15 protein-coding genes are annotated in these 12,499 nt (G+C 70.6%); 10 read left to right on the top strand and 5 right to left on the bottom strand.

Features of this window, described 5'->3' with window-relative positions; translation table 11 throughout:
- Positions 1 to 36 precede the first annotated feature (36 nt).
- On the bottom strand, positions 37 to 699 hold the full coding sequence (locus M3Q35_RS20315; protein ID WP_273943499.1) for a hypothetical protein: 663 nt from the start codon (positions 697 to 699) through the stop codon (positions 37 to 39).
- 75 nt (positions 700 to 774) lie between these two features.
- Here M3Q35_RS20315 and M3Q35_RS20310 point away from each other — a divergent pair, with 75 nt between their 5' ends.
- Together M3Q35_RS20310 and M3Q35_RS20305 are read left to right on the top strand one after the other, a co-directional pair.
- Positions 775 to 1,218: an NUDIX hydrolase gene (locus M3Q35_RS20310; RefSeq protein WP_273943498.1), complete on the top strand. Its 444-nt coding sequence runs from the start codon at positions 775 to 777 to the stop codon at positions 1,216 to 1,218.
- Positions 1,219 to 1,310: 92 nt separating this feature from the next.
- Complete coding sequence (locus M3Q35_RS20305) at positions 1,311 to 2,021, top strand: glycoside hydrolase family 75 protein (RefSeq protein ID WP_273943497.1); 711 nt, start codon at positions 1,311 to 1,313, stop codon at positions 2,019 to 2,021.
- Between the two features lie 60 nt (positions 2,022 to 2,081).
- Here the strand turns inward: M3Q35_RS20305 and M3Q35_RS20300 are convergent, their stop codons facing one another.
- Positions 2,082 to 2,615, bottom strand: a complete 534-nt coding sequence (locus tag M3Q35_RS20300; protein WP_273943496.1) for a hypothetical protein — start codon at positions 2,613 to 2,615, stop codon at positions 2,082 to 2,084.
- 136 nt (positions 2,616 to 2,751) lie between these two features.
- Between M3Q35_RS20300 and M3Q35_RS20295 the strand changes: the two genes are divergently transcribed.
- Genes M3Q35_RS20295 through M3Q35_RS20285 form a run of 3 tightly spaced genes read left to right on the top strand, consistent with a single transcriptional unit; the run spans position 2,752 to position 7,216 of the window.
- Entirely contained in the window at positions 2,752 to 5,445 is a 2,694-nt protein-coding gene (locus M3Q35_RS20295) for a helix-turn-helix transcriptional regulator (RefSeq protein ID WP_273943495.1), read from the top strand.
- A gap of 35 nt (positions 5,446 to 5,480) precedes the next feature.
- Positions 5,481 to 6,383, top strand: coding sequence for an ABC transporter ATP-binding protein (locus tag M3Q35_RS20290; protein WP_273943494.1), 903 nt, complete (start codon positions 5,481 to 5,483; stop codon positions 6,381 to 6,383).
- Positions 6,380 to 7,216 (top strand): ABC transporter permease subunit, encoded by an 837-nt coding sequence (locus M3Q35_RS20285; protein WP_273943493.1) that lies wholly within the window; start codon positions 6,380 to 6,382, stop codon positions 7,214 to 7,216. Before M3Q35_RS20290 ends, M3Q35_RS20285 begins: the two co-directional genes overlap by 4 nt.
- On the opposite strand, the gene M3Q35_RS20280 is transcribed toward M3Q35_RS20285, so the two are convergent.
- On the bottom strand, positions 7,213 to 7,389 hold the full coding sequence (locus M3Q35_RS20280; RefSeq protein ID WP_273943492.1) for a hypothetical protein: 177 nt from the start codon (positions 7,387 to 7,389) through the stop codon (positions 7,213 to 7,215). The genes M3Q35_RS20285 and M3Q35_RS20280 overlap by 4 nt on opposite strands.
- A 218-nt stretch (positions 7,390 to 7,607) precedes the next feature.
- On the opposite strand from M3Q35_RS20280, the gene M3Q35_RS20275 reads away from it, so the two are divergent.
- Positions 7,608 to 7,772, top strand: a complete 165-nt coding sequence (locus M3Q35_RS20275) for a hypothetical protein (protein ID WP_273943491.1) — start codon at positions 7,608 to 7,610, stop codon at positions 7,770 to 7,772.
- Positions 7,773 to 7,831: 59 nt separating this feature from the next.
- Here M3Q35_RS20275 and M3Q35_RS20270 read toward each other — a convergent pair whose 3' ends face one another.
- Entirely contained in the window at positions 7,832 to 8,056 is a 225-nt protein-coding gene (locus M3Q35_RS20270; protein WP_273943490.1) for a DUF2630 family protein, read from the bottom strand.
- Positions 8,057 to 8,151: 95 nt separating this feature from the next.
- Here M3Q35_RS20270 and M3Q35_RS20265 point away from each other — a divergent pair, with 95 nt between their 5' ends.
- Together M3Q35_RS20265 and mmuM are read left to right on the top strand one after the other, a co-directional pair.
- On the top strand, positions 8,152 to 9,375 hold the full coding sequence (locus tag M3Q35_RS20265; protein ID WP_273943489.1) for a S1C family serine protease: 1,224 nt from the start codon (positions 8,152 to 8,154) through the stop codon (positions 9,373 to 9,375).
- Between the two features lie 2 nt (positions 9,376 to 9,377).
- Complete coding sequence (mmuM, locus tag M3Q35_RS20260; RefSeq protein WP_273943488.1) at positions 9,378 to 10,244, top strand: homocysteine S-methyltransferase; 867 nt, start codon at positions 9,378 to 9,380, stop codon at positions 10,242 to 10,244.
- Positions 10,245 to 10,325: 81 nt separating this feature from the next.
- Here mmuM and M3Q35_RS20255 read toward each other — a convergent pair whose 3' ends face one another.
- Entirely contained in the window at positions 10,326 to 10,685 is a 360-nt protein-coding gene (locus M3Q35_RS20255; protein WP_273943487.1) for a hypothetical protein, read from the bottom strand.
- A gap of 153 nt (positions 10,686 to 10,838) precedes the next feature.
- Between M3Q35_RS20255 and M3Q35_RS20250 the strand changes: the two genes are divergently transcribed.
- Entirely contained in the window at positions 10,839 to 11,540 is a 702-nt protein-coding gene (locus M3Q35_RS20250; RefSeq protein ID WP_273943486.1) for a class I SAM-dependent methyltransferase, read from the top strand.
- Between the two features lie 3 nt (positions 11,541 to 11,543).
- The gene (locus M3Q35_RS20245) at positions 11,544 to 12,491 is read left to right on the top strand and encodes an ABC transporter substrate-binding protein (protein WP_273943485.1); all 948 of its coding nucleotides are present in this window, start codon (positions 11,544 to 11,546) and stop codon (positions 12,489 to 12,491) included.
- Positions 12,492 to 12,499: the final 8 nt, after the last annotated feature.

The following is a 12,499-nucleotide window of genomic DNA, read 5'->3' as shown; positions in this document are numbered from 1 at the left end:
GCGCATGTGACATTCGGGGGCGGGGCAGGGCGGAGGTCAGTCGGAGACGAACTCCAGGTGCCCGTAGGCCACCGTGGCCTTCGACCACGACGCGCCGAGCACGCCGACGAACTTCTGGATCGAGGTCAGCTCGGACTTGTCGGCGATCAGGGCCAGCCGGTCGCCGTCGGCCGTCACCGACCCGCCGCCGAGCTCCTCGCGCAGCACCGGGTCCGCGGCCAGGCCGTTGAACAGCTGCTGCACGGTCACGCCCGGCACCTCGACCTCGACCGAGTCGGCCCCGGCCGGCGGCAGGTACTGGAACGTGAGCACCGATTCCTGCTGGTACTGCTTGCGGATCACGGACGCGATGTGGTGCAGGCCGGCCGCGCTGACGTGGTCCACATCGAACTCGCGGGACCGCTCGTAGGTGGCGGTCTTGAGGTCGTCGGACCAGAACACGCCGTTGAGCAGCGTGCTGCAGCCGGGCCACGCGCCGTTGGTGGCGATGATGCCCTGCACCTGCACGCCGAACTTGACCAGGCGGTCCTTCAGCCGAGGGTCGTTCGGGTCCGTGATGGTGGCGGTGTTGTTCGTCGCGAAGATCTCGGCGGTCGGCCGGTGGTGCTGCGGGCCGGCGGTAGCCGCGGCGGCTTCCGGCGCGAGGCCGACGGTCGCGGCGATGACCGCCAGCACGGCGAGGACGGGCCGTCGTGACATGGTGCTTCCCTCCCAGTTGGTGACCTGGAGGGTATCGGCGGGTCGTCACCGGTCCGTCACGACATACTGGTCCGTATGCGCAGCGCGGGGATCCTGGTGTGGCGAAGGGTCGACGGCCGGACGGAGGTGTTGATCGCGCACATGGGCGGTCCGTTCTGGGCGCGGAAGGACGACGGGGCATGGTCCGTGCCGAAGGGTCTGATCGAGGACGGCGAAGACCCGCTGGCCGCGGCCCGCCGTGAGTTCCAGGAAGAGCTGGGCCTGCCCGCGCCGGACGGGGAGCTGGTGCCGCTGGGCGAGGTCAAGCAGTCCGGCAAGACCGTGGCCCTGTGGGCCGTCGAGGGAGATCTCGATCCCGACGACGTCGTGCCCGGCACCTTCGAGCTCGAGTGGCCGCCGAAGTCCGGGAAGACCAGGGAGTTTCCTGAGGTCGACCGGGTGGCCTGGTTCGCGGTGGACGACGCCCGCGTCAAGTTGGTCAAGGGCCAGCGCCCGTTCCTGGACCGGCTGCCGGGCTGAGAGCCGTTGACGGCTCAGCTTCGAATGCCGTACAACGATGTCCATCCGCCGCCGCAACGTGGTTCGTGAAGCCATCTTGCGGAAGGAATCGCATGGCGAAGTTGAAGTACGCGTTGGCCACCCTGCTCGCGGCCGCCGCGGTGCTCGTCCCTGCTCAGCTGACCGCCCAGGCCGCACCGCAGGCGCCGGCCGCCGTGCAGGCGGCGCCGCACGCCGACGGAGGCAGCCCGACCGCGGCCCAGCTGCTGGCGAAGACCGCCAACTGCAAGGTCGTCAGCAAGGGCACGTACACGAACACCCAGGCCAACAAGAAGGTCAACATCTGTGGCGCCACCGGCGCCTTCTTCTGGACGTCCGGCATGAACATCGACTGCGACGGCCAGCGCACCACCCAGTGCAACGAGAACACCGACTGCTGCTACCAGAACGACACCTCGTTCCACCAGTCCGACGGCAAGCCGATGAACGCGGCCAAGACGCCGTACGTGGTGATTCCGCTGCCCAGCAGCCGGTTCAACTACGGAGCCAACGGCATCAAGGGCGGCGACATCCTGGCCGTGGTCTACAAGGGACAGGTGGAGTACGCGGTCTTCGGTGACGAGGGCCCGAACAGCATCATCGGCGAGGCGTCCTACGCGACCGCGCAGGCGCTGGGCATCAACCCGGACCCGAAGAACGGTGGCACCGCCGACCCGGTGACCTACATCGTCTTCCCGGGCTCCAAGTCGGGCAAGATCGAGGACCACGCCGCGACCGTGACCAAGGGCCGCCAGGTGGCGTCCACGTTCGTCAGCAAGAACTGAGCACGCGTGGAGGCGGGGCCGCGGACGTCGGCCCCGCCTCTGCACGTTCAACCCCCTGAATCAGTGCTGCGCCTTGCGCGCCTTGGCATAGCGGCCGTTGGCCGGCAGCCACCACAGCACCACCGCGACCAGCGTGCTGGCCACGACGAGCAGGCCGAGCAGCTTCATCGCGCTGGTGGCCACATCGGTCACCACCAGCAGTTGCAGGCTGATCGCGACCACGCCGAGCACCGTGATCACGATGCGGGCCCACAGCGCACCGCCCCGCGCCAGCAGGGCGAACACCAGCAGCAGGCCGGCCAGCACGACGGCGAACGCCGCCCGGGCCGCCAGCGTGCTGTACGCCTGGTCGAGGACCTGCTGGAACAGGTCGTCGCCGAGCTGCTTCGCCGTCTGGATCAGGTCGTCGGACAGGCCGAGTCGAGCCTGCACGTCCGGGTCCTCCAGCAGCGACTTCACCATGTTCGTGCCGCCGCTGAACACCGTGACCGCGGCGGCGACGCCGGCCACCACCGAGACGAGGGTGGCGATCAGCGCGGCCATGATCGTGCCGGGTCGCCGAACCGCCGGCAGCATGGCCTGGGACGTACTCAAGGTCGTATTCCTCTCTTTACGCGATCGGCGGGCATGCTCGACCGCGACACCGAAGACCCTCGCCGATCCGTCCTTTCCGCTAACATCCGGCATTTCCCTATACGTGGGGTCATGGGGTTCGGCTGGAGGACAGCGCGTGGCATTCGGCGTAGTCGGACGAGAAGCGCAGCTCGGGGAGCTGACGCGCGCCCTCGACGCCGGCGGTTTCCGGGTCGTGGAACTGGTGGGCGAGCCCGGCATGGGCAAGACGGCCCTGCTGGCCGAGCTGCGGGCGGGCGCTGCCGACCGCCGGGTGCGGGTCGCCGGCGGCAAGGCGACCGAGTTCGAGCGGCTGCCGTTCGCGATGTTCTCCGACGCCTTCGGCGACGCCTGGATCGACCTGCTGACCAGCGTGGACACCCCGGACGGCCGGGCCGCGCTGTACCGGTCGGCGCGGTCGCTGCTGCCCGGCACGGTGGTGGTGCTGGACGACGTGCACTGGGCCGACGAGGCCAGCGTGGAGCTGATCGAGCACCTGTTGCGGCACCCGCCCGAAGGCCCCGCCGTGCTGGCGATGGCCTATCGCCCGCGGCAGCTGCCGGACCGCCTGGCCACGGCGTTTTCCACGCTGGGGCGGGAGGAGTGGTGGCGGCGTATCGAGGTCGGCCCCTTGACGCCGATGGAAGCCGCGCTGATGTGCGGGGAATCCGTGCCGGCGGCGCGTCGGTCCGAGCTCTTCCTGGCCAGCGGCGGCAATCCGTTCTACCTGGATGCCTTGCTACGACTGGATCCCGGGGACAGCGACGAGCTGCCGGACACGGTACGGGCCGTGCTCATCGGCGAACTCGCCTATCTCGCGTCGTCGGTGCGGCTGGTCGCGCAGGCCGCCGCCGTGCTGGGCGAGGAGTTCGAGGCCGGGCTGATCGGGGCCGTCGCGCAGACCGATGTCATCGTCACCCTGGACGCGCTCGACGAGCTGATCGCCCGCGACCTGATTCGGCAATCCGTTGCCGGGCAACGTTTCCAGTTCCGACATCCGCTGCTGCGCTCGGTCGTGTACAGCAGCGCCGGCGCCGGCTGGCGGATCGGTGCGCACGGGCGGGCCGCGGCCCTGCTGGCCGAACGTGGCGCTTCCCTTGCCGTGCAAGCAACTCACCTGGAACGCTCGGCGACCATCGGCGACACGCGGGCCGTCGAGGTGCTCGTGAAGGCGGCCGACCAGGCCACCTCGCTGGCCCCGGCCCGTGCCGCGCACTGGCTACGGGAAGCGTTGCGGCTACTGGGAGATCGGGCTGTGGAGCAGCCCGCGCTGTCCATGCGGCTGGCCCATACGCTGGCGGTCGCCGGCCAGCTCAACGAAAGCCGTGAGATCCTGCACGAGGTGCTGGGCCGACTACCCGCCGGGCCGAGCGAGCAGCGGCTGGAGGCCGTCACCACGCTGGCCATGGTCGAGCGGCTGTTGGGCAGTCCGACCGGTGTGAAACGCTTGCTGCTCAGCGAACTCGGCACCGGCAAGGGCAAGGCCGCGCTGGAGTTGGAGGTCGCCGCCGGCGCGATGCGGGGCAGCCACTTCGCTACGGCCGTCAGCTGGGGTGAGCGCGCCCTGGAGTCGGCGACGGCCGAGAACGAGCACGAGCTGATCTCCACCATCACCGCCCTTTTGGCCCTGGCGCACACTTTCTACGGCTCGACCGCCGAGGCGGCGGCCCATCTCGACAACGCCGTGCGCATGATCGACCGGGCTCAGGACAAGATGCTGATGGGGCAGCTGGAGTCCATCCTGCGGGCCGGGTGGACCGAGGTTTTCCTGGAACGGCACGACGATGCCGTGCGGCACCTCGGCCGTGGCCTCGAGCTGGCCCGGGCCAGCGGCCGCAGTTACCTGCTGGCCGACATCCTCGTCGGCCTGGCCTACGCCTGCCTGTGGACCGGCCGGCTGGACGAGGCCGCCCGGCACGCCGACGAGGCGTTCGAGGCGGCCGTGCTGGTCGGCAGCGACGAGCTGCGCACCATGGCCGCCGGTGTCGTCGTGGCCGTGCAGCTGTGGACCGGCGAGCCGGCGATCGCCTTGCGGGAAGCGGAAAAGACAGTGTCCGAAATGGGCAGTGCCGCCGGGCGCGGGCCGACCATCGCCGCCGGCATGCTGGCCCAGGCCAAGCTGATCACCGGCGACGCCCCGGGTGCGCGCAGCACGCTGTTGGAGATCGGTGGCGGGGAAACCTTGCCACAGCTGGAATTCCCGACCCGCGCGGCCTGGCTCCGCACGCTCGTGCACGCCGAGCTGGCACTCGGCGATCTCGCCGCGGCCGAGCTTTCCACGCAGCGGGCCGAGATGACGGCTTCGGTCAGCGGCCTCAACGGTCATCGCGGCCACGCCTGCTTGGCCCGTGCGACAATCCTGCTGGCGCAGGGAGATCAGGCCGGTGCGGCGACCGCCGCAGCCGCCTCGGCGTCGGCATTCGAGGGCGCCGGCATGCGTCTTTACCAAGCACAGGCCCATATGTTCGCCGGTTCCGTGTTGGAAGATCGCACCGCCGCCATGGAGGAATTCGGGCGGGCCAAGGCATTGTTCGCCGCCTGCGGGGCCGAACCGCTGTTCCGGCAGGCCGAGATCCACCAGCGCCGGGTCGGCGGGCGCACCCGCAAGCCGGCCGCCGACGCCCCCGTGCAGCTCAGCGACCGCGAGCGGCAGATCGCCGAGCTGGTCGCCGCCGGGCACACCAACCGGCAGATCGCCGAGCAGCTGTTCATGAGCCCGAAGACCGTCGAGGCGCACCTGTCGCGGATCTTCCAGAAGCTCGGCGTGAAGACGCGGGCCGCCGTCGCCGCCGCCTGGACCCAGGGTTTCTGACAGCCCTCTCAGGACGGTCGTAGCACCCTACGGTCGTGATTGAAGTCAACGGTGTGACCAAACGATATGGCGAGCGGGTCGCGGTCGACGACCTGTCGTTCACCGTGCGTCCGGGGGCGGTGACCGGCTTCCTCGGCCCGAACGGGGCCGGCAAGTCCACCACCATGCGCATGATCCTGGGTCTTGACCGGCCGACGTCCGGCGACGTGCTGGTCAACGGCCGGCACTATGCCGAGCACGCCGCGCCGCTGCGGGAGGTCGGCGCGCTGCTCGAGGCCAAGGCCGTCCACACCGGACGGTCCGCGTACCACCATCTGCTGGCCATGGCGCTCACCCACGGCATTCCGCGCAGCCGGGTCGACGAGGTGATCGACCTGGTCGGGCTGCGCGAGGTGGCCCGCAAGCGGGTCGGCGGCTTCTCGTTGGGCATGGGGCAGCGGCTCGGGGTCGCCGCCGCGCTGCTCGGCGATCCGGCCACGCTGATCCTGGACGAGCCGGTCAACGGGCTCGACCCCGAGGGCGTGCGCTGGATCCGGCACCTGCTGCGGGCGCTGGCCGCCGAGGGGCGGACCGTTTTCGTCTCCTCGCACCTGATGAGCGAGATGGCGTTGACCGCCGACCACCTGATCGTCGTCGGCCGGGGCAAGCTGATCGCCAACACCTCGATGGCCGAGTTCACCGCCATGATGGGCGAGAGCGTGCGGGTCCGGGCCCGTGAGGCCGAGGAGCTGCGGGCGCGGCTGGTCGGTCCGGGCGTGACCGTCGACCTTCTCGAGCCGGATGTGTTGCAGGTGCACGGCATGGACAGCTCCGCCATCGGGCTCGTCGCGTGCCGGCACGCCATTGCCCTCGACGAGCTCACGCCAGTCACCGCGTCGTTGGAAGAGGCGTTCATGGACATGACCAAGGACGCCGTCGAATACCGGGAGGCGTCATGACTGCCGTGGCCTCGAAGCCCGTCGTCTCGCGGACCGCGCTGCCCGCCGACGTTCGCGTCACCCTGCCGCGCGTGCTGCGCTCCGAGTGGTCCAAGTTCTGGTCGCTGCGATCGTCGTACTTCGCGCTCGGCGGCATGGTGCTGGCCATGGTCGGCTTCGGCGCGCTGTTCTCCGCCGTGACCGCCAACCAGTACCCGAAGATGCCGCACGCCCAGCAGTTGCTGCTGGATCCGGCCCAGGTCAGCCTGCGCGGCTACGCCATCGCCCAGCTGGTCATCGGCGTGCTCGGGGTGCTCGTCGTCACCGGCGAGTACGGCACCGGCATGATCCGCTCCAGCATCGCCGCCGCGCCTCGGCGTTGGCCCGTGCTCGTCGGCAAGGCGGTCGTGTTCGCCGTCATCACCCTGATCGTCACCGAGATCGCCTCGTTCGCCGCGTTCTTCGTCGGGCAGGCGTTCCTGGCTGGGCAGCACCTCGACGTCGGCCTCGGTGCGGACGGTGTGGTGCGGGCCGTCATCGGCACCGGGCTGTACCTGACCGTCGTCGGCCTGCTCGGCACCGGCGTCGGCTTCGTCCTGCGCAGCACCGCCGGCTCCGTCGCGACCGTCTTCGGACTGCTGCTCGTGCTGCCCGCCCTTGGCGAGGCCCTGCCGTCCGACTGGGCCGAGAAGATCAACCCTTACCTGCCGAGCAACGCCGGTCAGCAGGTCCTGGTCGTGCACCCCGATGCCGGGGCCACGCTCGGCCCGTGGGCCGGTTTCGCGGTTTTCTGCGGCTACGCCCTGCTCGCCCTCGTGCTCGGCGGCTATCTCCTGCGCCGCCGTGACGCCTAGGACGGTCGGCGGTTGGCCCAGCTGTCGCCCAGCAGGATCAGTCCGGCCAGCACCAGCGGCACGAACGCGAACACCAGGAGGTCGCTGATGACCAGCACGACCGCCACGATCACCAGCGGCACGACCGCCAGGAAGCAGAACGGGTCCAGCGGCCCGAACCGGTTACCGGCCATGGACCGCTCCGGCGGTGGAATGAGTGACGATCACACCGTGAGAGTAGTGATGTCTTCCTGAGGACGCGCAGCCGCACCGGATTCCCACGCTCGGCGCAGCCCCCGCCACCCTCCGTCACCTCGGCGGCCATTCCGGTAACCCTGTTCACCTCGCGTTTGACCTGCGGTTCGGTGCGGGTACGCCAGCTGTACCCCACCGGAACCCAGGAGGCACCGCCATGACCACCCTGCACCAGCGCGTGCGCCGGCCGACCTACCGCACCCGCCCCGTCGAGGACGGCCTCGACATCGGCGCCTGCCGCTGCCCCCGCGTCACCGATTCCCTCGGGCGTCGCATCCTGCACCGCCGCTACACCTGCACCGGCCCCGACGCCCGGGCGTGACCACCGGCCGTGTGCCTTGCTGGGGACCGACGCCCACCGCGCCGGCCCCCACCTCGGCACTACTGCCGGTAGTTCTCGACCTCGCGGGCCGGGCGGGCCGCGGCGTCGTCGGGGTTCTGGCCGAACTCCTCCTTGGCCCGTCGCTGCCGCAGCAGGTCCCAGCACTGGTCGAGTTCCGCCTCCACCTGCGCCAACCGGTCGGCGTCGGGCTCGTGGTGTCCCCGGAGCTTGTGCTCCTCGTCCACCAGCGCCTTGACCCGTCCGAGCACATCGCCGTCGTCCATGCGCCCATTCTTACCCCTCCCTTGACAGCCTGCACTCAGGCTGGTCTCAGGAACGCGAGGTGTAGTGGTAGGCAGGGATGACTGAGGAGAGGGCGATGACCCAGCCGTACGGCTACCCGCAGCAGCCGGACCAGGGCGGTTACTTCGGCTACCCGCCGCCGCCTCCACCCCCGCCGCCACCGCGCCGGACGGGGAGAACGGTGCTGACGGTGGTGCTGGCGGTCGCCGCCGGGGTGGCGCTGGGCGCGGCGGCGGGTAACTACATCCCGACGCTGCTGCACGGTCAGGCGTCGAGCGGGCCGACGGAGCAGTACAACCTGCCGGGCCAGCCGAGCCACACGGAGCAGCAGACGCCCGCGGACAGCGACGGCATCGCGGCGAAGATCGACCCGGCGCTGGTCGACATCAACACGACGCTGGGCTTCCAGCAGGCCCAGGCGGCGGGCACGGGCATCGTGCTGACGGCCGACGGCCTGGTGCTGACCAACAACCACGTGATCAACGGTGCGACGAGCATCAGCGGGGTGGACATCGGCAACGGCAAGACGTACCAGGCCAGCGTGGTGGGCTACGACCGGTCGCACGACATCGCGGTCATCCAGCTGCAGAACGCCAGCGGCCTGACGACGGCCCCGATCGGCACCTCGGCCAACGTCGCCCAGGGCGACCAGATCCTGGCCATCGGCAACGCGGGCGGCGTCGGCGGCGCACCCAGTGTGGCCGCTGGTAGCGTCACGGGCCTGAGTCAGTCGATCACGGCGTCCAGCGAGGACGGCACATCCGAGCAGCTCACGGGCCTGATCCAGGTCGCGGCGAACGTGCAGCCGGGCGACTCGGGCGGCCCGTTGGTGAACTCGCAAGGACAGGTCATCGGCGTGGACACGGCGGCCTCGCAGGGCTTCCAGATGAACCGCGGCGGTCAGCCGACCGGCGGCGGCCAGGGCTTCGCCATCCCCATCGACCAGGCGATGTCCATCGAAAAGCAGATCACCCAGCACCAGTCCAGCGCGACCGTGCATATCGGCGACTCGGCGTTGCTGGGCGTCCAGGTGGACCCGCAGACCGGCCGCGGCCGGCGGGCGCAGGCCACCAACGGTGCTCTTGTTGCGGGCGTGCTGTCGGGCTCCCCGGCCCAGGCGGCCGGCATCCAACAGGGCGACGTCGTGACGGCCATCAACGGCCGCACGGTGGACTCGGCCAACACGCTGACCAACCTGCTGACCCAGTTCCACCCAGGCGACCGGGTGTCGGTCGGTCTGCTGACGGCCGACGGGGACCAGACTGTGAACGTGCAACTCGCGAAGGGGCCGGCGCAGTAACCATGGCCTTCCGCACGGACACGCCGCTCGTCCTGGACGGCGGACTGTCCAACCAGCTGGCCGCGGCCGGCCACGACCTGTCCGACCACCTGTGGTCGGCCCGGCTGCTCCGTGACGATCCCTCGGCGATCATCGCCGCGCACCGGGCGTACTACGAGGCCGGCGCGGACATCGCCACCACCGCCAGCTACCAGGCCTCGTTCCAGGGCTTCGGCGACGAGACCCCCGAGCTGCTGCGGCTCAGCGTCCGGCTGGCCCGGCAGGCCTCGTACCAGGCCGAGGTCGACGACCGGCGGCTGTGGGTCGCCGCGAGCGTCGGCCCCTACGGCGCCGTGCTGGCCGACGGCTCCGAATACCATGGCCGCTACGGACTTTCACGCCATGAGCTGATCGACTTCCACGCCCCGCGGATCGAGCTGCTGGCCGCCGCCGGCCCCGATGTGCTTGCCCTGGAAACGATTCCCGACCTTGACGAGGCCGAGGCGCTGGTCTCGATCATCGCCGGCACCGGCATCCCGGCCTGGCTCTCGTTCAGCATCGACGGCCCGTGCACGCGCGCCGGCCAGCCGCTGGCCGAGGCGTTCGAGTTGGTCCGCGCCGTGCCGGAGATCGTCGCCGTCGGCGTCAACTGCTGCGATCCCCTCGACGCCACCGCCGCCGTCCCGCTGGCCGCCGCGGTCAGCGGCAAACCCGTTGTCGTGTACCCGAACAGCGGTGAGGGCTGGGATCCCGTCGCCCGATCCTGGGACGGCCGCCGCACCTTCGACCCCTCGGCCGTGCGCAACTGGCTGCGCGACGGCGCCACGATCGTCGGCGGCTGCTGCCAACTGGGCCCGGCCGACATCGCCGACATCGCCGCCAGGCTCTGACCCCGCGCAGTCGAATGTCACATGCGCGTCATACTTGCCTCCCTGAGGCACATCCGGTCCGCATGTGACAACGGGGCCGGCTCACCGGGGATCGTCGGTGTGCCAGGGGTACTGGAACTGCGCGGGATGCAGCCGCCAGGCGCGCACAGCGGCGGCCAGGTCCGGCTCGCCGACGACGGTCGTGGACCGGATCAGGTACGCGCAGATCTCGTAGTCGTACCCGTCCAGGCGGCCGGCGTCGTAGTCCCAGTGCCGCAGCGTGAAGGTGCGCTCGTGGTCGGACCGCGTCCAGCCGTTGACGCGGGCCTCGGCGTCGGCCGCGGTGGCGTGCGGCGTGATGTCGACGAACGCCCGCCGGTTGGGCCCGGCGGACGGCACCTCGGCGACCAGCCGCTGGCCGAGCCGCAACGCGGTCACCAGGTCGGTGGGCCAGTCGCTCATGGGCTCTCCGCTCGATCACCCGGACGGTACCGCCTGACCCCGGTGCCGCGGTGGTATCGCAATCGCACCGCAACTTGCCGCTCGCGTGCGCCGATCCGGTGACGTGTCAGCGAAAGGCGGCGGATCGACGGCTCGGGTCGCCATGCTGCCGGTGTGTCCCGCCCGTTCGGAGCCGTGGCCGAGGCGTACCACCGGTCGCGGTCCGAGATCCCGTACGCCGCCTTCGACTGGCTGGTGCCGCAGCCGTGTCGGCGGGCGGTGGAACTCGGGGCGGGCACGGGCATTCAGACTCGCCGGCTGGCTCGGTTCGCTCAGGAAACCCTGGCGGTCGAACCGGATCCGGGCATGCGGGCGGCCTTCGCGGTGGACGGGGCGACCCTGCTGGCCGGCACGGCCGAGAACATCCCGGTCGAGGGCGGCGGCGCGGACCTGGTGGTGGCCTTCGAGTCGTGGCACTGGTTCGCCCAGCCGCGGGCCACGCACGAGGCGGCCAGGGTGCTCAGGCCCGGTGGAGTTCTTGCCACGGCGTGGAATCTGCCCGAGATCGTGGATGACTGGACCGCGAAGTTCTGGTGGCCGGTGACCTCGGCCCACGACGAGACCCGCCGCCCCGGCCGGCTGATCCTGGCGGCCGACGCGCCGTTCGCCACGCCGCAGTACCGCGTGCTGCGCTGGACCTGGCGTCGGCACGTGGACGACCTGGTGGCCCTGCTCGGCACCTACAGTCACGTCCTCGCCCTGGAGCCATTGGCACGAAAGGAATTCCTCGATCGACAACGTTCACTGGTGCCCTCGGATCCGATCGATGTCCCCTTCACCACGGTCTGCTGGCGCACCGTCCACAAAGGAGCGTGAGGCATGCGCCGGATAGCGCTGGCGGCGGTGCTGGTCGCCGTCACCGGGTGCAGTGTGCTCAACGGAACCCAGGAACAGCACGGCAACGGTGAGACGGTGATCCGTGTCGGCGTGATGCAGGTGATCGACACCGCCCCGTTCTACCTGGCCCTGAGCAAGGGCTACTTCCGCGACGAGGGTCTGACCATCAAGATCACGCCGACCAAGAGCGGCACCGACAGCCTGCCGCTGCTGGCCGGCGACCACATCGACATCGGCTTCGGCAACTGGGCCACGCTGTTCCAGGCGCAGGCCAACGGCACCGGCGACTACCGCGTGCTGGCCGACGGCTCGCAGGGCGGCCCGCACGTGCAGATCGTGGCCACGCGGCCCGATTCCGGCATCCACTCGGCCAAGGACCTGGCCGGTCGGACCGTGAGCAGCAACGCCCCCAACGACATCCCGCTGCTCGCGCTCAAGGCCATCCTCCAGGCCGACGGCGTCGACCCCGGCAGCGTCAAGACGCCCATCGTGCACCACGCCGACACCCCGGCGGCCTTGGCCGGCAAGGAAGTCGACGCCGCGTTGCAGCTGGAGCCGTTCATCACCATCGCCCGCCGGCAGAGCGGCATCGTTCCCGTCGTCGACCTCTACGGCCCGGGTCCCGCGCACGACCTGCCCATCGCCGGCTACTTCGCCCTGTCCACGTTCGCCCAGCAGAATCCCGCCGCCGTCGCGGCCTTCCGCCGCGCGATCGAACACGGTGCCGCCGACGCCCGCGATGTTGGTGCCGTGCAACAGATCCTGCCGACCTTCGTCGGCGGTGTCACGGCCGACATTGCCCGCGAGGTGGCCATCCCCGTGTTCCCGACCTCGGTGTCCCGGGACCGGCTGCAGCGGGTCGCCGACCTGATGTTGACGTACGGACAGCTCAAGTCGAAACTCGATGTGGCGCGGCTCGTCGGACCCTAGAGTGCGGG

Source organism: Kutzneria chonburiensis (assembly GCF_028622115.1).
Classification (GTDB): domain Bacteria; phylum Actinomycetota; class Actinomycetes; order Mycobacteriales; family Pseudonocardiaceae; genus Kutzneria; species Kutzneria chonburiensis.
This window is presented reverse-complemented; position numbering and strand designations above follow the sequence as displayed.